The 21,564-nt window shown below is 54.8% G+C and carries 11 protein-coding genes; all 11 read right to left on the reverse strand.

The window, feature by feature from the left end:
- Position 1: 1 nt before the first annotated feature.
- Entirely contained in the window at positions 2 to 838 is an 837-nt protein-coding gene (locus Pla52nx_RS18815; RefSeq protein ID WP_231742009.1) for a sugar phosphate isomerase/epimerase family protein, read from the reverse strand.
- 155 nt (positions 839 to 993) lie between these two features.
- The gene (locus tag Pla52nx_RS18820; protein ID WP_146520329.1) at positions 994 to 1,644 is read right to left on the reverse strand and encodes a sigma-70 family RNA polymerase sigma factor; all 651 of its coding nucleotides are present in this window, start codon (positions 1,642 to 1,644) and stop codon (positions 994 to 996) included.
- Positions 1,641 to 3,512 (reverse strand): serine/threonine protein kinase, encoded by a 1,872-nt coding sequence (locus Pla52nx_RS18825; protein WP_146520330.1) that lies wholly within the window; start codon positions 3,510 to 3,512, stop codon positions 1,641 to 1,643. The genes Pla52nx_RS18820 and Pla52nx_RS18825 overlap by 4 nt, the downstream gene beginning before the upstream one ends.
- A 150-nt stretch (positions 3,513 to 3,662) precedes the next feature.
- Complete coding sequence (locus Pla52nx_RS18830; RefSeq protein WP_146520331.1) at positions 3,663 to 5,213, reverse strand: phytoene desaturase family protein; 1,551 nt, start codon at positions 5,211 to 5,213, stop codon at positions 3,663 to 3,665.
- Positions 5,210 to 8,290: an efflux RND transporter permease subunit gene (locus tag Pla52nx_RS18835; protein ID WP_146520332.1), complete on the reverse strand. Its 3,081-nt coding sequence runs from the start codon at positions 8,288 to 8,290 to the stop codon at positions 5,210 to 5,212. Before Pla52nx_RS18835 ends, Pla52nx_RS18830 begins: the two co-directional genes overlap by 4 nt.
- Positions 8,291 to 8,412: 122 nt before the next feature.
- Positions 8,413 to 9,762 (reverse strand): efflux RND transporter periplasmic adaptor subunit, encoded by a 1,350-nt coding sequence (locus Pla52nx_RS18840; RefSeq protein ID WP_197454625.1) that lies wholly within the window; start codon positions 9,760 to 9,762, stop codon positions 8,413 to 8,415.
- The gene (locus tag Pla52nx_RS18845; protein WP_197454626.1) at positions 9,762 to 10,790 is read right to left on the reverse strand and encodes an MBL fold metallo-hydrolase; all 1,029 of its coding nucleotides are present in this window, start codon (positions 10,788 to 10,790) and stop codon (positions 9,762 to 9,764) included. The genes Pla52nx_RS18840 and Pla52nx_RS18845 overlap by 1 nt, the downstream gene beginning before the upstream one ends.
- A 59-nt stretch (positions 10,791 to 10,849) precedes the next feature.
- On the reverse strand, positions 10,850 to 11,845 hold the full coding sequence (locus Pla52nx_RS18850; RefSeq protein ID WP_146520335.1) for an MDR family NADPH-dependent oxidoreductase: 996 nt from the start codon (positions 11,843 to 11,845) through the stop codon (positions 10,850 to 10,852).
- Between the two features lie 19 nt (positions 11,846 to 11,864).
- Complete coding sequence (locus Pla52nx_RS18855; RefSeq protein ID WP_146520336.1) at positions 11,865 to 13,190, reverse strand: aminotransferase class I/II-fold pyridoxal phosphate-dependent enzyme; 1,326 nt, start codon at positions 13,188 to 13,190, stop codon at positions 11,865 to 11,867.
- A 65-nt stretch (positions 13,191 to 13,255) separates the two neighbouring features.
- Positions 13,256 to 19,621 (reverse strand): type I polyketide synthase, encoded by a 6,366-nt coding sequence (locus Pla52nx_RS18860; protein WP_146520337.1) that lies wholly within the window; start codon positions 19,619 to 19,621, stop codon positions 13,256 to 13,258.
- 249 nt (positions 19,622 to 19,870) lie between these two features.
- Positions 19,871 to 21,433 (reverse strand): efflux transporter outer membrane subunit, encoded by a 1,563-nt coding sequence (locus Pla52nx_RS18865; RefSeq protein ID WP_197454627.1) that lies wholly within the window; start codon positions 21,431 to 21,433, stop codon positions 19,871 to 19,873.
- Positions 21,434 to 21,564 lie beyond the last annotated feature (131 nt).

The raw sequence follows: 21,564 nt of genomic DNA on the forward strand, positions 1-21,564 counted from the left end.
ATCAGGCCATCGCGGCTTTAGCAACCGCAACGCATTGGCGGATCTCTTCGATCGGGTCCTTGGGGTTTTCTTCGTACTCGAGCGAGATCGCGCCGTTGGCAGGAAACTCCACCATTCGCAAAGCGTCGAACACTCCTTTGACGTCCAAGTGGCCCTTGCCTAGGATCACGCCTTCGGTCTTGTCCTTCATCTCGGCAAAGTCCTTGAGGTGGATTCCGTACAGACGTCCTTTCAGCAATCGGATGACTTCTGTCGCCGACTGGCCCGATCGAATGTAGTGCCCGAGATCGGCACAAGCTCCAATCCTCTCGTCACGCCCTTCAATCGCATTGAGCACATCGATCGCTTTGTTGTAACGGTGCGTGGGGCCGTGGTTATGGATAGCGATTCGAATGTCAAATTCCTTGACCAGTTCGTTCAAACTGTCGAACGATTCGGGATTGGGATCGGCGGTCAACGTGGGAATGCCGAGTTTTTTGGCGAACTCAAAGATCTTGCGATTTGCGTCGGCGTCCTTCGTGAATCGATTCACCCCGTGCGCAGAGATGCTCATGCCCAAGTCAGCAACTTGCTTTTTCGTGGCAGCAATCTCGTCGTCCGATGCGTCCGTCGACAGCATCCCTGAATAGAACTCGACCTGTTTGAAACCCAACTCTGCTGAATGCTTCAGCGCCGTGTCGCGATCAAATCCCCGCAGCGAGTAGAGTTGGATTCCCAATTGATAGGGTCTCGCCTCTTTGGCCACGGCGTTGGACGCAATGGAGGCCGCCAGGACAGCCGATGACGATGAGATCAAAAAGTTTCGACGCGACAGTGAAGACCGGGACAGTGAAGACATGGTTCTGCTCGAACTTGCGGTACGGTGGGAAATGAAAGAGTGTTGAGAAGGTTGGGGACGGCACTGGATGACCATCCCAGCGTTCTCATTGATCCCACAGTTTACCAGCGAGAGGGCGTCCGTGTTGCCCAGTCTGCCATTGGTCATACAGCAAGCTATTGATTGAATGACGCCAAAGCAAGCTCGCGGAATCTGCCGAGTGCACGATGGTAGCGTTTTTTGGCAGTTTCCAGCTTGATCTCCAAAGTATCGGCGATCTCAATCAGCGTCATTTCCTCCGTGTGACGCATCTCCAGCACTTCACGATCGATCTTGGGCATCTCTTGCATCAATGCAAAGACACGCTTGACGGTCTCCTCTCGCTCCAGCGCTGTGTGGACGGAGTGGAGCGAATCTGCGATGAAATTGACCAGCAACTGGTCTTCCTCCGCCCCGAAACGGACTTCCGTATCCGGCGTCCGCTTTTGTCGAAAATGCCTGCGGTGTGTTTCGGCCACCAGATGCTTTCCGATCAGTCGCAGCCAAACGACCGGATGCACTTTGGGAGACTCCAGGTACGTTGCCAGTCCGTTTGCCGCTCGCACAAATGTTTCCTGAACGATGTCCGACGCATCGACGCGGCAGTGCAGGCGTCGATCCAGTCGCCCAGCGATCATCGCTTTCAACTGGTCTCGCATTCTCTCAAAAAGCGCCGAGAACTCCTCCGTGCCTTTAGCGCGAAGCCGTGAGATGATCTGAGAATCATCGGCGAGTTCGGATTGTTCAGCGAGCGCGTCATTGCATGGGGCCTTGGACGGTTGAATCATTGTCGCTCCACATCGAAAGGAAGACCGGGAGTTTGCGGCGTGCGACCGAATCCGCTCTCAAACGCCTTCTGTACCTCTAATGCGATCGCTTGTTCGTCCTCTGGGCCGACTTCTGGCACGCTCTGTAAACGTCGCTCCAAACCGAAAAGCCATGTACGCAAGTGCGTGTCCGAAACTTGTAGTGTATTGATTTCCTCCACAGACTTCACGTCCCGCCCCGTCAGCTTGATGGCCAGTTCATCTACGTCCGCCGGCCTGATCTGTTTGCGAACAACAGCACCAGCCAACTTTTGAAGGAGCATCACGGCAGATTTTTTCTCACTGTCTGTCAATCTGGAATTCGCGACGACGATCGACAGCCGCATGACCTTTGTTGCGACCGGCAACGAAGTATTGCGGTAACCTTTTAGGAAGCGGTTGAGTGATTCTTCCGTCAGTCCCTCTTCTTTGATGGTGCTGGATAGGTTCTCAACTTGATGACGGATTTCTGTTTGCGCGGGCGACGTGAATTGCAGATTGTCACCCGACGCCCCCAAAGACTCGCCAACAAACTCAGTGACGATGTCCACCATGTCGCCTTCGTTTTCATTTGCCAGCTTGTCGATCAATCGGACCGCCGATCCAGCAACAGGCATTTTGGCTTGTGTTGCTGCAACCTGTTCCAGTTGCTGATCTTTGAGCTTCAATTCCGTGTAGATCCATCCCGCACCAATCGAAAGTCCGATGACTCCTGCGAACGACAGAACCATGTTCCGGCGAGATCGGCGACGAAAGACCTCGTCGGGCTCACGCTTTCGCCTCCGTCGATCACCCTTGGAAGCACCGGCCAACAAGCGATCCAGTACCACGCTCATTTCATTGGCGGATTGGTACCTGTCGGAGGGCGAGAACGAACACGCCTTCATGATGATCTTGCAAAGCTCAGCTGGTAGGTCCGGACGGATTTCCGCAATGTCTCGCAATGACATCGAATCACGATTGCAGATCAGCGATACATTGGACTGGTCCTCCCAGACCTTTCGCCCCGCAGCCAGTTCATACAGGGTGATCCCCAACGCATACACGTCACTCCGCGCATCACAAACGCCTCTCAATTGCTCTGGTGCCATGTAGCGAGGTGTGCCGATCGCGTCGCCCGTTCGGCTCAGCGATCGCGAGTAATCGAACAACTTTGCCAGCCCAAAATCGGTGATCCAACACTTGCCGCTGGTGTCCAGGATCAAATTGGCGGGCTTGATGTCTCGGTGCACCATCCCGCGATTGTGTGCGTGATGTAGTCCTGCTGCGACGCTGCTGCCCAACTCCGCAAACGCTTCCCAACTCGACGTCAACTCCGCCATGTGAGCCTTTGTTCGATAGTCGCCGTTGCCGATTTGCAGATCGTACAGGCTGTGGCCGTCGATGAGCTTCATGACGAGAAACGCGTGCTTGGAATTGTGGCCGTAGGAATAAACGGGAACGATGTGCGGATGTTCCACACGTCCCATCGCTTGGCGTTCCAACTCAAAACGTTCGATCGCGATGGGAGCGTCCACTCCCCGCATCGGAATCACTTTGACGGCAACCTTTCGCCCAAGCTCGACCTGCAGGGCTTCGTAGACGATTCCAACAGCGCCTCGCCCCAGTTCGCGGATGATCTCGCATCCGCCGAGTTCGTCGGATGGTCGAACAGGAGGCGGCTCGGTCTTCTTTCCGATCGTATTCTCTAGAAGCCCCAGAGCCGGCAGTTGGTTGCGAATTTCGTCCGCGAGATGTGGAAAAGCATCCGCGAGCATCTCAATCGACGGTGCCTCGCCGCGACGGGTTTCCGCCAGATACAGGTCGGCAACGTGCGAAAAACTGATATCGGCTGCAGTGAAGCGTGACATGATGTTGCTATGGTTCTGGCAATACTTTCGCGCCGTTTGGGCACGGCATGCACAACCATAGCTCCTCAAAAAAGCGGATCTTAGATCGCCACATGATTCAAACCACGCCGACCGCACCTAGCAACGTTGATGAGGGTTGTACCGATTAAACTAACCGACATGGGCACGCGTCATGATTCTCGCCAGCCCGAATGTCCCCAGCAGTTTCGCGGCCGTCATCACCCCCGCCATCATGGCTCCGTTGACACCTGGAGTGCCCACGTCGCTACCGGTCAAGTACAGATTCTGAAGCGAAGTCTTGATCTTCCACTGATCTCGAAACAGGCGGTTTTCATCGCAGGCTTGACCATAGATCGCGCCCTGCGGGTGGCCTGTAAAACTCTCAACCGTCAGAGGCGTGGATAGCTCGTAATAGTCGACCAGATCTCCTAGTCCAGGCAGATACCTTTCGGCAAACCGCAGCATCTCTTGAGCCATCGACTCTTTTCGATTCTCGTACTCGTCTCCGCGACGCATCCAGGGTCCCTTGGCACAATCGGACCACAAAGACTCGTGGCTGAACGAGATGATCTGTGCCGTATGAGATTCTTGGCCGGGATTGCGAAGCGACCCAAAAGAGACAAACTCACCATCGATCCGGGTCGGCTGGCCGTCGCGATCTTTGGCCGTCGTGTCATGGTCCAGCCGGTCATAGATCCAATAATTCGCGTCATCGAAACCCGCTTCTCGTGGATCTCGATTCAGACCGACAAACAAGACCAAAGCAGAAACACCAGGTTTGATTCTCGCAATCTGTTCCCTCTCGATCACACAATGACCCTCCGGCACCAACTTTCCAAAGGTGGTCACCGCACCAGCGTTGGAAACGATCGTGGGAGCGGTGAACGTGATCTCACGACCCTTGTGCTCGACCGTGACGCCACTGGCCGCTCCATCCACAACATTGATTTGTTTGACACCGTGGCTGACCAAGCACTGCCCCCCAGCGGCCTGGATCGCTGCGGACGCATGCTCCGCGATCTGCTGAGAACCGCCGATCGGATAAAAACCACCGTTGAAGAAATCAGCAGTGACAGTCGCGTGAAATCCAAACGCGCTTTCGTGGGGTGGGCTGCCGAAGTCGGGCCATTGCGCAGCTAGGAATGCTTTGAGCAACGGATCCTGAAATCGATCCAAGTAACCCGCCGTCTTCATCGCAACCAAGTCCTTTGCTCCGAATTGAAACAGCGAAGCAATTGGTCGTGAGTAGATCTTGGAGACGAACCATCGGGCCACCCAGCTCTGTGCCTTGACCACGTCCTTGAAGTACCGCCTCAGGTTTGCTCTTTCTTCGGGAAATCGCTCGATGAGAGCAGCTTCATACTCAGCGCGGTTGTCTGGCACTTCGAACCGGCCCTGCGGAAAAATGAATCGTTCAACGGGCGATCCCATCTTGTGCCACTGAACTCCCCGTCGCGTCACCAGATCCATGATCCGTCTGGAGAGTGATCCGGATTGCATCTCGCCCACGTAGTGCACGCCAACGTCCCATTCGTACTTCTTACGACGAAAACTGTGAGTGAAACCGCCGAGTTTAAAGTGTTTTTCAAGAACCAGCACTCGCTTCCTGCCGAGTTGAGCCAGCAAACTCGCGGTCGTCAGCCCTCCCATTCCGGAACCGATCACGATCGCGTCAAAATGTGTGTTCGGTAGGTTTTTCATTTGCGGTAGATCAACAAGTAAACAGACGGTACGAATAAAAGTGCCAACAGCGTTGCCCCAAGCACACCACCGGCGATGCAGATTGCCAACGGAGGCCAAAACTCGCCGCCCGACAAAATCAGCGGCAAGAAACCAACGATCGTCGTTGCAGTGGTGGTGATCACGTGCCGCGTGTTATCCGCAACGCACTCGCCAACGGTCCTCCGATTCCTTCCCTCACCAGGCGGCAACTCTTTTAAAGCAGCCAACACGACGATGGAATCATTCACCGCGATTCCGATCATGCCCATGATTCCCACGATGCACATGAATCCAAAGCTCATCTGCAACATCCACAACGACCCTATCGCAAATCCGACCGACAGGCCCGCAACCACAAACAGGATCGCAGCAAGGCGAAAGGATTGAGTGGCAATCACAATCGTCGCAATCATCAATGTGAACAAAATGGCTCCGTTTACCATCAAATTGCCCACTGCATCGTTTCGCTCTGACTGAGCCCCGGCAAAGGAGGCGTGGTAACCAGCCGGCAGAGTGAATCCCGACTCCGTCAATCGCTCTTGAAAATCGGCTTGCACCTGTGAAGGCAAGACACCAGCGCGAATGTACGCTTGAACTTCGTTCATTCTCGTGCCGTTCAAACGCGTGATGCTGCCGGTCTCAAGACTCAGCTTCATCTCAGAGATCGCTGACAAAGGAATACCTCGGTACTGCGATCCTGAAAGAGAATCGGTTGTCATCGCCGTGTTGAGCAAGTCGATCGATGCAATCTGATTTAGATCAGCTCTCTGATCGTTCGAGACTCGTACGCGGACGGGCAACTCTTCTGTCGCCTCCAAGATCGATCCGCCAGTGACGCCCTCGAGCATCGAGTTGAGTTCCGAAGCGATCGTGATCTGATTCAATCCGGCAAGTCTGGCCTGTTGCTCGTCTATCGCAAAAGTGATCTTGGGTATCGATTCAGAGAAATCGGATCGCGTGTGAATCACATCCGGTGTCTTCGTCAACACGAGTCGCACCTGTTCACCCAACGCGACCAGCTTCTCAGGATCCGGGCCGAAGATCTGATACTCGATCGGAGCGGAGAACGGAGGGCCCTGCTCAAGCTGTCTGACAAGACAAGAGACAGACGGAAACGATTGATTCAAACGCTCTTGGACTCGCTGTATCGTGTCTCGCGTGCGCGTCCTGCCTTTACAATCCACGATCGCCTGACCATACCCCGCGTCGTTCTTTCGATCAGGAATGATGTTGTAGTAAAAGGGCGGAGCACTTTCACCCAAGAACCAAGACACTCGCTCGATGTCCTCGTCGCGTAGCAGTTCCTCTCTGATGCGTTTGGCCATCGACTCAGTTTCCGCAATCGAACCGGTCCCTGGCAGATCCAGTTCGATTTGAAACTGATTGCGATCTGCTGGTGGGAAAAACTGCTCCTGTAATTCTGGAAAACCTGCGAACCCCGCCACGGAAACACCAATGGCAATCATGGCTCCAAGCACAGGCACTCGAAATGAAGCCGACAAGCAGGCAACATAGATGCGCCGATACCAAGGTCGATTCTGTTCTCCAACGGCAGAGTCCTCATCAATCGCTTTTGCCCGCAAAAGAATGCCCGCCAGGGTCACAATCAGAGTCAACGCCAGTGCGAGAGAGGTGCCAACGGACAAAATTGCGACGACAGCGATTGACCCCACAAACTCACCCGACGGTCCGGGCATCAACGCGATCGGGCCGAACGACAAGATCGTCGTGAGCGTCGATCCCAGCAGCGGAGCAAAAAGAAACGACACGGTTTCCGACACGGCTGCACGACGAGATCGACCTGCGGAAAGCTTCTTACCGACTTCATCCACGACCACGATCGCATTGTCAATCATCAATCCCAGCGAGATGATTAGTCCCGTGATGGACATCTGATGAATGGGGATGTCGAGAACGTACATCAAGAACAGAATGCACAATGCACCAAACGGCAACGCCATGCTGATGATGGCAGCGCTGCGTATCCCCATTAGAATTGCGATAACAACAAAAACCGCGGCCGCCGAATACAACAAGTTGTTTCGTAACGTCGTCATTCGGTTTTCGACGTACGTGTTTTGCTCAAAAACCACATCCAAAGCGACGCCTCGGGGCAACTCCGTTTCAAACTGAGTCAATATTTGCTGTACCGTCGCGTTCCATCGATCCAAACGAATCTCTGGTTCCACATAGACCGCCAACGCGACCGCAGTCTTGTTGTCGAGCAAAACTTTTGACTCAACAGGTGTGCGTACCGAACGTTCGATCATAGCGATGTCGGCAAGCTCGACGATGCTGCCGTTCTTGTTGACGCGAATCGGAATATGAGACAGTCGAGTCAACGTGTCGAGTTCTCCACTCACCTCTAGCCGCATGTCGTCAGATGAACCACGCATCTGCCCCGCTGATACTTTCGCATCGCTGCCTCCAATGGCCAGTGAGACCTGCTCGGCCGTCAAATTCATTGACGCAGCAGCCTCTGGACGTATCGAGACAACCACCTCCTCCTGAGGTGCTCCGTACAAATCACTTTGTTCCGTCCCCGGCACCGCATCGATCCGGTCCTTCAGAACCTTGAGCAAACGACGCAGGACTCCGTAACGGGGCGGATCATCTGACTCCCACCGAAGTGCAACGATCGAGGCGTAGGCCTTGATATCCAAGCGGTCAAATTCCGGGCGGCTGGCCGCCGTGGGCAATTCCAGCTTCGCATCGTCCGCTTTGTCTCGTATGCGTGACCAGACTTGGCTGCTCTGTTCTTTCGTCACGTTGTCCTGCAGTTCAATCGCGATGAACGAGACCCCCGGACGACTGACAGAGCTCAGCTCTTTGATCTCTTCGATCTCCTTGAGTTCTTGCTCGATCTTTTCCGTTACTTGTGACTCGACACGTTCGGCCGCCGCCCCCGGCAGCAACGTCGTGATCGTCGCCGCTCGTGGCGTCAGCAGCGGATCCTCCATCCGTGGCAACACCATCAACGACGCTAATCCCGCAACGAGAATCAGCGCGATCGACAGGATCAGGATGCGACGATTGTCAAAGAACAGTGTCGACATTGAGTTTCGGGGCCGGACTTGAGAGGAGGACACTGAATGACAGATAGAACATGATTGAACACGCGAGGTACTTAGGGCGTTTCATGGTCGGATGAGCCGAGAGCCCTTTCGAATCGGCACTATCACGGCTCGATCAACTTTACTTTTTGGCCTTCTGTCAGTTTCTGAACGCCGGATGTCACCACACGGTCGCCGGATTTGATCGTTCCGTTGACAAGCACTTTGCTGGAATCGATTTGCAAGATTTCGACGTCGCTACGCTGGACGATGAACTCTCCTGCTTCGCTCTCGACGACGACGAACAGAGACCACAACCCCTTGACCCCTCGCGTCAAAGCAGACACGGGCAACCAATATCCGGTTTGCTCAACGGTCTGCGAAAGATTCAGCTGAACGATCTCCCCGATCGCGCCAACTTGTTTGGCAATCTCCGTTCTTGCACTGATCGAGTCACGCTTGTCGGCTTGCTCACAGTCCAAGATGACCGTTCGCGTGCGTGTTTCTGTATCCAACTCCGGCAAGATCGCGACCAAACGAGCGGAGACTTCTTTGCCGCCCACGGACAACGAATAAACTTGATCCAATTCCATACCGTCGCAAATCTCCGGGGGCACTCCCACCCAAGCTTCATAGGGAGCGGACTCGATGATCTTCATCACCACGACGCCTGGCTGAACAATCGCTCCTTCGTCGACCATCCTCATCGAAACAAAACCATCGTAAGGGGCAATCAAGCTGCTTTCCTGGATTTCGACGGCCACGGCTTGCAAACTTGCATCCAATCGACTCACCTCCGCTCTCTGTGCTGCGATCTTCTCCTTGCGCGTTCCTTCCTTGAGCTCGGACACTACGTGTTGCTGCAGCATGATTCTTGCCTCGGCAGCAGCAAGCTCATGCCTCGCATCATCAATGTCTTGCATGGAAATCGCATCAGATCCAGCCAAACGCTGACGCCGATTGAAAGTGTTCTGCAGTTGATCTCGCATCGCCTGCAGTTCTCGCAGTCGCGAGCCGGCCGCATCCAAGGTTTGCTGCCTGGGACCGGCAATCAATTCATCTAGTAACGCTACCGCAGATTCTCGCTCCGCCCGTAAGATCGCGACCTGGGACTGCAATGCAGCAGTATCCAACCGGGCCAGGACATCTCCCCGCACCACTCGATCTCCGTGATCAACCGAAAGGCTCTCCACACGTCCGATGCGTTTGAATCCAAGACCGCTGGCCCGCTTTGCGACCAATGTCCCGGTGAAGCTACGAGGCACGACCGATTGCGTTTGCTGCGTTAGCACCATGGTCGCTACGTAGTTGGGTGCTAAGTTATCGCTCGCATCCAGAGGGTTGCTCGCTGCGGTACCGCAAACATTCCAGGCAAACAAAACCGCAAGAACGATCGGATGCACGTGATGACTAAACCTACAGCGAAGACATAACCGATCATCGGCGATTGCTTGATCGTACTGATTTCCTATCATCAGAATCGACTCCATAGTATGGCCTCTGCAACGATCTCAGATCGCACGCGGCGTTGGTGTTTCAAATGGTTGAGATAGCCCATGGTTTGCGTCAGCAACGCCGGCCTTTGACTTGGTTCGATCGGTCGTCGAAATACCGTGGGCAAGCATTCGATGGCCGTTTGCGGACGGATGAGTGTCTGGATCAAACGTTCCAACACAGCATTTTGATTGGCGAGCATCTGCTCACAGCGTTTGGAGATGCCCAGAAATGGAACATTGTGCCCGGGCAGGCATTTGGTTTCGGGCTGGGCAATGCGACCGAATCGATGGCAGCTATCGATCCAGTCACCCAGAGGGTCCAGTCCACTCTCACACGCGTGCACGCAAAGATTCGGCGAGATGCCGTTTAGAATCTGATCGCCGACGATCGCAATTTGATCGTCGGACCACAAAGTGACGTGATCTGTCGCGTGTCCACCGCCAAAGATAACCTTCCAAGCACGTTGACCGATCAAGAGCGTGCTGTTGTCCTCGATCGTTGCCAATTGAGAGGGCAGCGGCGACACGAGCTTTGCAAACTGGTGACGCGGTCGTCTCGCGAAGGCTTCCAGTTCAAGCGGCGGGAGACCTGCTGCTCGCTGCATTTCCAATTGGGCCTTCCCTGGATACGGTGGATCGGAAAGCAATCGCTGCGCACTTTTCCAGCATGTTTCCGATGCCATGATCTGGCAACCTTTTCGAGAAAGCCATCCGGCCAATCCAATGTGGTCAGGATGATGATGAGTCACCAGCACACGAGCGAGTGGTTTGGCTGAGAACGCGGGGTTGCTCAATACACGGTCAATCGCCGCGCGACACTCGTCTGTATCGGTTCCGGTATCAATCAGCGTCCATCGATCGCCATCATCCAGCAGATAGACGTTGACATGCTGTAGGCTGCCACCGAGTGGTAGCTGTATCCACCAGATGCCCGCCACGATCTCGATCGGCAGAGCTGGTGAAGCAATGGATCCCGCGATCGGCCGAATCCCAGTATCAGAAGACACGGAATCGCCATGTTCGTTACTTGCTGCAGGAAACGATGGGTTGCTAACGTGCATCGCGATCATGCCCCGGCTTGCTTGCATGGGGTCACGATCACTTTGCCCACGCGGCCACGCTGCTCAGCACGCTTCAACGCATCATTGATTTCAGTGATGTCAAAACAACTGTCCACACTCAATTTCAATTGGCCGTTGACGAGGTAATTACAAAGCGTGGAATAGAGTTCAGTACGTTCACCCAAATTCAAACGGTTCAATATCTTTGAAAGCCAGAAACCTCGTAGACTGATGTTTCGAAAGATCGTGTTCTCCGGAGTGATCAAACACGGTTCACCTGACAGCATTCCGTAGTTCACGATTGTTCCATGTTCTGAAAGAGCGGAGGCGAGATGATTGGTGCCCGCGCCCGCGATCGCGTCCAACGCGAGTCGAAGAGGTTGAGGACCGATCTCCGACTTGACCTGCTCGGCCAAGTCTACTCGATCAACAACAGTTGCCGTTCCACCAAAACGAAGTGCGTGTGTTGCGGATGCCCCTTCCCTGATGATGTTCAAAGTTCGGATGCCACTTGCATTGGCTAACTGCGAGACAGCTTGCCCGACGCTCCCTGTCGGAGCATTTTGAATCACCCAGCCATTCGGCTCCAGCTTCTCGAACTGTGTGAGCATGATGTGTGCCGTCGCGGGGTTCACCTTCAACATCGAGAGCTGAATCGGATCGATCTCGGACGGGACCTTGTGAACAGCGGAAGCGGGAACGGTGCGTTTTTCCGACCAATTGTTGTTGGCTAGCAGGATGACGCGGTCGCCCGGTTGTAGATCTTTGACCGAGCTACCGCACTGTTCCAATTCGCCCGCCGCTTCCATTCCGATCGTCGAAGGTAATTTCGGCAAGGAACCGTAACGCCCCGCCAACACGGCCATGTCGGCTACGTTGATGGGAAACGCGAGAATCTTGACGACGACCTCCCACGCGGCAGGTGCGGTTGGCTCAGGAACATCCACGCAACGCGCGACGACGGACGGCTGGCCGAAACTACTGAACTGTATCTGTTTCATGATGCGGTTGCGTAGCGAACTACATGACTCCCTTTGATTTAGGAGCTCGTGCTAGGTTTTCGACGATGCAATCGATCGTTTCGTCCATTTGCTGCTGTGTGTGATTGCAGTTGATAAAGAAGCGCAATCTCGATTTGTCGCGAGGCACGATCGGGTACAGCATCGGGAATGAACAGATTCCCGCATCAAAGAGCTGAATGGATAGCCAAAGCGCCAACTCCGAGTCTCGGGTCATAATCGGGACGACACCGGAGTCCTTGCTGTTATAGGTGTCCAAGCCGTTCTCTTTCGCTTTCGCGAGGAAGTAGTCCGCGTTGGCTCGCAGCCTTGCCACGCGTTCGGGCTCCGATTGCATGATTCGCAGCGATTCCAATCCGGCTGCCGTATTGGCCGGAGTCGGCGCGGCGCCATACAGTAGCACTCCAGGTGCGTAGTTCTTGAGGATCGCCACAAGCGGTTTGGGACCAGCAACATAGCCACCACATGTTCCGAACGCTTTACTCATCGATCCGTACAGAATGTCGATGTCACTGGCTTTGATCGGAAAGTAGTCTGTGACTCCCAAGCCACGTGGGCCGATAACGCCCATCGAATGAGCTTCGTCGACCATCAACAGAGCACGATGCTTCTTCTTGATCTCGATCAATCTCGGGACGTCGGGGATGTCACCGTCCATGCTGTAGACGCCTTCCACTAGGATCAGAACGCGTTCATGCTTTCCACGATGCTCTGTCAGCAATCGATCCAAAGCGTCGTAGTCGTTGTGGGGGAAACTGAGTCGTCGAGATGTTGTCATCTTGCATCCGACAAGGGCCGAGTTATGAATCAGCTCGTCGTAGATGATCAAATCCTGCGGTCGGCATAGATATCCAATGGTAAACGCATTGGTACTGTATCCACCGACGGAAACAACAGCGTCCTCGGTCCCCAACACTTTGCAGATCTCTTGCTCAAACTTCTGATGCAAGTCGACTTCGCCGGTAATCGAACGTCCCGATCCTGTGCTCGCGCCAAAGTCATCGATCGCTTGCTTGGCTGCCGCCTTGACGCGTGGATCGCATGCGAGTGCCAAATAGTTGTAGCTGGAGTAATTGATCAGCTCGCGTCCCGCCAACGTTACCGTTGCGTCGGAAGAACCCACATGAGCGAGAAACTGGTTCTTGGAGTACTTCTGTTTTGCGTAGTACCACTCCATCGTCGTGAACTCTTTGTACTCCGGGAACAAAGAGAAGTCATAGAACGCGGGTTGAATCGGAATTGACCTGGCTGTTATTGATTGATCCGAGAAGTCGGCATTAAGATTCATGCCTTGGCGGATTCGATCGAGGCTGGATTTAAAGTTCATGAAATGGGATTGCGTTTATAGGGCTACACGTACGGAGTTTTCTGAGAACACCTTGAAAGGGGAAATCAGCCGGCAGTCAGCTGGGATTGCCCCTGCAGATTCAGCTTCTTGGCCGATTGCGCCGCCAGGGACCGAATGGTCGTGTCACCGATCAACTCCAAAACGGAGACGGAGAGACCAAGCTGTGTATCGAGTAACATTTGGATCTCTGTCGCCATCAGAGAATCGACGCCCAATTGATCGATCGATTTGTCGATCGGAATCGCCGCTGGATCCGATTTCAAGACGCTGGCAATGATTTCCAACATCAACGCCCCGAGCAGCTCAACTTGGTCGGCCGGATCGAGTTTGGAAAGCTCCTCAATCAATGCCTGCTTGGTTGACGAATCTTTGTCAGTCGAGTCAGCCTCGATCAACTTTTGAAAACGAGGTGACGTGGAACCGCGTGTTTCAAATCTGGCCCAGTCCGCCCAACTCGTGATCATGGTCACACCGAACTGCGGAACCTTTCTCGAAAGTCCGATTCGCAGCAACTCCAACGCTTCTGACGACTGGATTCCTCGTAGTCCGGTATATCGAAGAAACTGTTCCAGCTTTTCATCGTTTGCGACAACGCCGACATCCGCGATGGCGCCCCAGTTGACACTCGTCCCAGGCAAACCCATTTGCTGTCTGAGGTGCGCCAATCCGTTGAGAAATCCGTTGGCAGCGCTGTAGGCCGATTGACGACTGTTACCCACAAGATTGGCGACCGAGGAATAGAGCACAAAATGATCAAGCTCAAGATCTCGAGTCAGCAGGTGCAGGTTCCATGCGCCCAATGCCTTGCTACGCATCACTTTGGTCAACGTTTCCAGGTCCATTTCCGCGATCGGCTGGTCCAGGATGACGGCTCCCGAGTGAAACACGCCTTTCAAAGCAGGCATGTTCGATGTAATTTGCTGAAGTACTCGCTCCACAGCCTGAAGGTCAGATGTGTCGCATGCCGCATGGACAACGTGAACTCCGAGCGAACTCAGCTCGTCAACGAATCGGCATCGGTCGTCCGTGTCCGCACCCGTTCGCCCCGTCAGCACGAGGTTTCGGGCACCGTGCTGAACGAGCCATTGGGCCGTCCTTCGCCCAAAACCGCCGAAACCACCAGTGACCAGATAGGTTGCATCTGGCGAAAAACTCAAATCGTCGACGGTGACCACAGGCAGGTCTCCGCCATCGGTTTCAAAGTGGAGGACCAGTTGCGCGTTGGTGTCCGCGAGCGGCAGCTTCTGCCATCCAAGATCCGCGATGGTGATCTCAAGGGAGGGAGCCGGAGCCAGTTCACCGGCCTCAAAACGTTTGATCACATTGCCAATTGCATTCGACATAGCGTCCCGTCGACGCATCAGCACACTCAGGTCGGTGCGTACGATCGAGTTCACTTGACTGGGCAACTCGACCGATCCAGAGACTGAATCGAGGTCCATGATCGTTCCGCCAGGTGCGATCATGTGAAAGCCATAGTATTCTTGCCAGTTCGCAAGCGGTGCAGCGAGCAAGTCAAAGCCTACTCCATCGGTTTGCTCTCGAACGGCCTGGGCGATCCCTTCGGGACAGTACGAATAGACCGAGACTCCTGGCACCAGTGTGGCATCCTGTCTGGCTTCATCTTGGCACAACATCGCCACTCTCATACCGCGTCGGGACAAAGCCATTGCAACGGTAAAACCGAGCGTGTCGGCAACCACTAATGCGAGCTGACCGCTTTGAGCGGCAGACGCCGTTGCGGCACACTCGGCCCGGACACCATGTTCGATGACAGTCAACAATCCTGCTGCATCGGTCGAAGCGTTTATTTGTTCAAGAAAGAACGAGCTTCTGTCTCCGATCCTGTGACTCACCAAGTCAGCCGGCGCGAAACCCGCTACTCTCATCCCAGGTGACAGATCACGTACGGCATCACCGACCGAAAGCACCGTCGCGACGACTTCTACCAAAGGTTGCGAGATGGAGTCAGCGGTCTGATTCTGCAAGAGATCTTCTGGGACCAGTGTCGTGTCGATCCGCAGTTGGATTGCTTCAGGCGAAAGACTCGGCAATTGACACGCTACGACCCGGGCCGTTCCAACACTTTCGCAGTCAGGACGCAACGGTCGGACCAGAACCGGGTGCTGTTCATCAAGTGGACAACGCTGTACGAGATCATCTGAGAGCACGGTGCTGTCCAGCAGTTCGCTATGAAGCCGAAAGCTGCCCCTCAAGGCGACTTCGTCATGCTCACTGTCGCAGAGCAACTCCAACGTGAGGTTGTCCAATACTGTTTCATCAACATGCTCAGGCAGGTCAATCGACGAGAACCGATGTCCCTCCAGTTCGTTGAATGCCACTCGTGTGAAACCGTTCAATGCAGATTGCGCGGGCTCAACAGATGAGTCCTGTTGATTGACCTCACAGGCATTCTGGGTCACCACATACGCTCTTGGCGGACGTTCGCTACAGTGAGTCAACATCGCTTGCGTGATGGTGACGATGACGCCAATCGCGACTTCACCCGTGGGATCCTCTGATTCAGTCTTGGATGACAACCCATGCAAAAAAGCGATTCCGTCCAAATCCCCTACGGACTCCATCAATTTCCCCGCGTCTTCACAAGAGTTCTGCCGCAGAATGTATCTGCGGCCATCCTGCCGAAAGGAATCACCGAATGCGACCGTGCCAGAAACCCTCGCACCGAAACGTTCCAGTTGATCAATGGTTGTTTGAGCGATCTCGTTTTCATCTCCCACGATCAACCAGTGCCCAAGACGCTTTGGCTCGGAGAGAGTTTCGCCATAGGTCCAGTCGTAACGTAGGACCTGTCGCTTGATTCGATCGCCGAATCGATCTCGGCGTTCACGCTTTGCAGCAGCCGTCAATTGCATTCCACGCAGAGCACCGACGACCGTCCCGTCTACGGTCATCAAGGTTAGATCGCACTCGATGCGGCGGTCATCTTGCGAAACCCGCTCGGCCAGACACGTCAACTCACCGGGGAGATTAGCCGCGTAAATACACAGTTCATCGAATCCGGTTGGCAGATACGTCGTATCCGATTCACCCAACATCAGCATCAAAGATTGAAAACAGGCGTCCAGCAGGGTCGGGTGCAATAGGTACTGGTTCAGATTGTGTTGCAGATCGCTGTTGACTTCGACGCGAGTGAAAACCATGTCACCGGATTCGCTACGACGAAGCTCTCGGATGGTTTGGAATGCGGGACCATAGCTCAAGCCGATCGAATCAAGGTCGCGATAGAACGCTTCGATATCCTGCGTAACGGGCGTGAGGTCCAGAAGACTCTCCCGGCTGTTTTGCCCGCACTGAAAATGCTCTATTCCAGAAAGCTTGGCGGTCACATGAACTTGCCCGGCACCCAGTCGCCCGTTTTCGAGACTTCGGATCGTCGCGGAACGGTTCATCGGTTCGTAGGTCGTGACACTATCGAGACCACGCTCCGCCGTAATGATCATCGGAGCGCTAATCAAGAGATCTCGAACTGCGAAACCCTTTGCGTCGGGATGTTTGATCGCTGCCAGTTCCAAGAGGGCTTCGATGTAGCCTGCTGCGGGCAAAATCGGCATCCCCGAGACGACGTGATCTCGAAGGTAAAGGACCGTTTCATGGTCGAAATCGTTTCGGTAGACCGGTGCCCCCGGCGCTTCTTGAATGCCCAAGATCGGGTGGTCAATCGGCGCAATGCGGTCTTGCTTGGCGCGATCGTTTTCCACCCAATGAAACTCACGCTGCCAAGCGTAGTTGGGCAGTCGAATCAACTCGCCCTCTGGATAGTACCGGAGCCAATCGATCTGACAGCCACTCGCATGAACTCCGGCAACGCCGCGTCGCAACGTGTTTTGCTCAGTCATCTTTCGACGCAGAGTGTGCAGGTTTCGACAGTCCGCTCCGGCGGCCTTGGCACAATCACGAATCGATGTCGTCAACACCGGGTGCGGGCCGATTTCAAAGAATGTGTTGAATCCGGACTGCAAGAGCGACTGGATCGCGGTCGAGAATTCAACGGGCTGGCGGACGTTCTCGGGCCAGTAATCTGCGCCGTACGTGATTCCGTGAACGATCTCACCGGTAACGGTCGAATAAAGCGGCAACTTCGGCTCGGCCGGTCGCACATCGACCAACGCATGACGAAGTTCGTCGAGGATGGGATCCATCATTGGACTGTGATAAGGCACCTCAACATCGAGAAGTTTATTGAAGATCTCGTCGCAGGTGAGCTCTGCTGCGATATCGGAGATCGTGTCCGCGTCACCTGCAATCGTGACGTTGCTGGGTCCGTTGACCGCCGCGACGGAGACTTTGTCGCTGCGATCTCCGATCCGACTCAGCACTTGCTCTTTGCTAAGTCCCACTGCCAGCATTGAACCGGTGCCCTTGCACGTCGCCTGCAATCGGCTGCGGTGATAACAAACCGTCATCGCATCACGCAGCGACAACGCTCCTGCAGCGTAGGCAGATCCCAACTCACCGACGGAATGCCCCACCACCGCACCTGGACGAATTCCGGCGTCCTTGAGAACGGCAAGCAATCCGATTTGGATCAAGAAATTACAGGGTTGAGCAAACTCCGTTCGTGTGATCTGCGAGGACGCTTCATCCTTGAGCATCTCCTGCAGTGCGGAGAAACCAGCAATATCAACGAAGACGGAATCCGCTTCATCGACCGCTTGTCGATAAACAGGCTCTGACTGGTAAAGCTCCTGTCCCATCGCCCACCACTGTGGTCCCATGCCTGTAAAGACAAACACCGGCTCACGTTTTCCCTGAAAGGGCTCGGTGTCACGGACGACGTTCTCGTGATCTTCGCCTTTCGCCAAAGCGTCCAATCCGGCGATTAGTTGAGCGCGGTCGTTGCCCATGACCACTGAACGAGAGGAAAGATGGGCTCGGTGAAATGCTGCGGTGTGTAGAAAATCGATCAGGTCAACATTCGTGTCGCGGAGCAACTCGGCGTACTTGCCAGCCAACGCCGTAACGGCCGCATCGCTGCGTGCGGAGATGGGCAGCATGTGCGGCATGCTCTTGCAGATCGTGTCTGCCGGGCTGGCCACTAAGCTGGACGCGGATCGTGGCAAGTCGGACGCCGGCGGAGCGGCCTCCAGGATCACGTGCGCGTTGGAACCTCCATACCCGAACGAATTGACGGCCACTCGCAGCGGCCCATGCTCGTCCCCAACACTCATCATTTCATCCGACAGGCGAACGTTCCACTCGTCCGCTGGTATTCCAGGATTAGGAGTCTCCAGGCTTGCCAATGGTGTGGCCTGTTGATTCAGCACCGTCAGAGTGGCTTTGATGATCCCCGCCACACCGGCCGCCGCTTCCAAGTGTCCGATATTGCTCTTGATGGAACCGACGACGACAGGGCCACGATTCTTTTCTCGACGCGCCCTTCCATAGACAGCACCGATGGCCTTCGTCTCGGTGGGGTCGCCAATCGCCGTCCCTGTTCCATGACACTCGACATAATGGATCGATGCCGGATCAATCTGGTTCCGCAGGCAAACGTCCTCGATCAACTCACGTTGAGCATCGCCACTGGGCATGGAGATTCCTGGCGTTCGACCGTCTTGGTTGATACCGGTCGCGATCACTGTCGCCAAGATCGGATCACCGTCCTGGATCGCTTGATCCAGTGGCTTGACCAACACGATACCAGCACCTTCGCCACGCCCGTAACCATCGCCGCGCGAGTCAAACGATTTGCACTGGCCATCACGTGACAGAAAGGCTCCCTTGCACATGCCCATCGGATACTCGGGACGAAGCATCACATTCGATCCGCCCACGATCGCCATCTCACCATCACCACGCCAGAGATCTTGGCAAGCGACGTGAAACGCCACTAATGACGATGAGCAGGCAGTATCGATGGACAGGCTGGGACCGCGAAAGTCAAACGTATGCGAGATGCGATTGGACAACATCGTCATCATCATTCCCGCAGCGGTGTTCTGATTGATCGCAGAACGATTGGAAGCGGACATCTGCGTGATCATGTGATCGAGCATGAATCCGCCAACATAGACTCCGACTTTTCGTCCGGAGTATTGCGGCAAAATCATCCCCGAGTTCTCGAACGCTTCCCAAACGACCTCAAGAAGCAAACGCTGTTGCGGGTCCATGTTTTCAGCGTCACGCGGAGATATCCCAAAGAACCCCGCGTCAAATTGCTGAACGTCGTGCGTGAGAAAGCCGCCGCGTCGAAGGTATGACTTTCCCTTTGCGATCGCGTTGGACGAGTAGTATCGATCGACCGTCCATCTGTCCGGAGGGACGGTGTCGATCGCGCTGAAACGATTTTTCAGTGCGTTCCAAAGTGCCTCGATGCTTTCAAGTCCTTTGGGAAAACGACAGGCCATGCCCACGATTGCGAGCGGCTTCCTTGTTTTATCTGACATCAAGTCCTCGGCGCATTCCTATCATCGGAGAGTGCAAATGAATCCATCGGTTCCGGGAAAAAAGTTCCGGAACTTCATCTGAAATCAAGTGCGACCGTTGACCGGAGCACGGGGACAGCCAAGAAACGACCGTCATGAGAGAATTCACGATCGCGGTGATCGAGCGTCGGCGCAATCCGCGCAATCGTTACGCGAAGGGAGGGAAACAGGTCCCAGAGTGACGAAGAACTTTTCTCGGAATCGACCGATTCAGATTTCCTCGGACATGGCCGGAGTCCAATCCATCGGCGGAGGCGAATCAATAACGATGGGCTCCGCGTGTGAAACCTCCGACATCAACACCGTCGGAGTTCCACGCGACCATCCTCCACCCAGTGAGCGAAACAGCTCAATCAGATTGCTCGCGATCTGTCCCTGGGCGATCGCCAACTGGTCTTGCTGAATCAACACCTGTGACTGCAGAACGTACACTCGCCCGAAATCGATCGCTCCTTCGGAATACAACGTTTCGGATTTCTCAACCGCGTCGGACGCGCCTCGGACGGACTGAAACAATGAATCCGCGCGATCGAAACTCAGGATGAATGCCACCTGTGCGTCCTCGGCCTCCTGAGTCGCTTTCAACACCGATGCGTGGTACGCATTGCACATCGCTCTGAAAGCAGCTTTCTCGGCAACGACATTGTTCTTGATCCGACCGTAGTTGAGCAGGTTCCAACTGAAGTTCGGTGAGATGGCTGCCGTGTGTCCCGCCGAACTGATCAAATCACCAAAATCCTCGGCTGCAAATCCCAGATTGCCGGTCAAACTGATGTGTGGATAAAACTCCGATTCCGCGATGCCGATTCGAGCCGACTGTGCCGCTAACTCACGTTCGGTTCGTCGAACGTCAGGACGTCGACGCAGTAGGTCCGCCGGAATACCAAACGCCAGATTGTGAGGCGGATGCGGAATCTGACCGGTGAAGCCGATTTCGTCCATCAGATCCGCAGGAGGACGGCCAAGCAACACGCAGAGACGATGGTTGGCCTTTCGACGGGCAATCTCCAATGACGGTAATACGGCTTCGGTCTGTCCCACGTTCGTCTCTGCTTGTGCAATGTCGAGCCCCGTTGCCAGACCGGCCTGCTTCTTTTTCTCCGCCAACTCCAACGTACGCCTTTGCACCGCAAGATTCTTTTGGGCGATCGCCATGCGGTTCTCAAGTGTTCGTATCTCGACATATGCCTGAGCAACCTCTGCCAACATCAACACCCGTGCTTCATCATAGGCGGCGCAAGTCGCATCCAGACTCGCGTCGGCAGACTCAACCGCTCGTCGATACCTGCCCCAGAAATCCAGCTCCCAAGCAGCGTTGAGTCCCACCGTCCAACTATCCGGAAACAGATTGGGCTGAAAGACACCTGGAAAGGCAAAGAAGTTGGGCGTTACCGAACTGAGCCTGGACTTGCTGTACACGCCGTCCAGTGATTGCGACTGTGGAAACAGATTTCCGGACGCGATGTCTCGACGCGCGCGTGCCTCAATGATCCTCTCCCCCGCTTCTCGTAGCGTAAAATTCTGGTGCAGCGACTGCCCGATCAAGTTTTCGAGAACGGGATCGTTGAAATGGCTCCACCAACTCCCAAGCTGAGCCGGCTCACCCTGTGACCGAACGTGGTCCGACATCGACCAGTTCGGAGATACCGGAGTCGCAGGTCGATGGTAGTTCGGACCGACCATGCAACCGCCCAGCAGAACCATCGACAGGGCACCCAATGCCAGCAAAGTGCCAGCAAGAGATGCATTCGTCTTAGTCGGTATTGCAAGCATGAGCGTCGGATTCCGTCCCGAATGTTTTTGTCGATCAACCGCTATTCTCAGATTCTTCGACACAACGGAATTCGAAACGCCAATTCGTGCAGCGTAAAACGCGCAACCCGCACCAGCGGAAATCCTTGACA

Source organism: Stieleria varia, from assembly GCF_038443385.1.
Lineage (GTDB): Bacteria > Planctomycetota > Planctomycetia > Pirellulales > Pirellulaceae > Stieleria > Stieleria varia.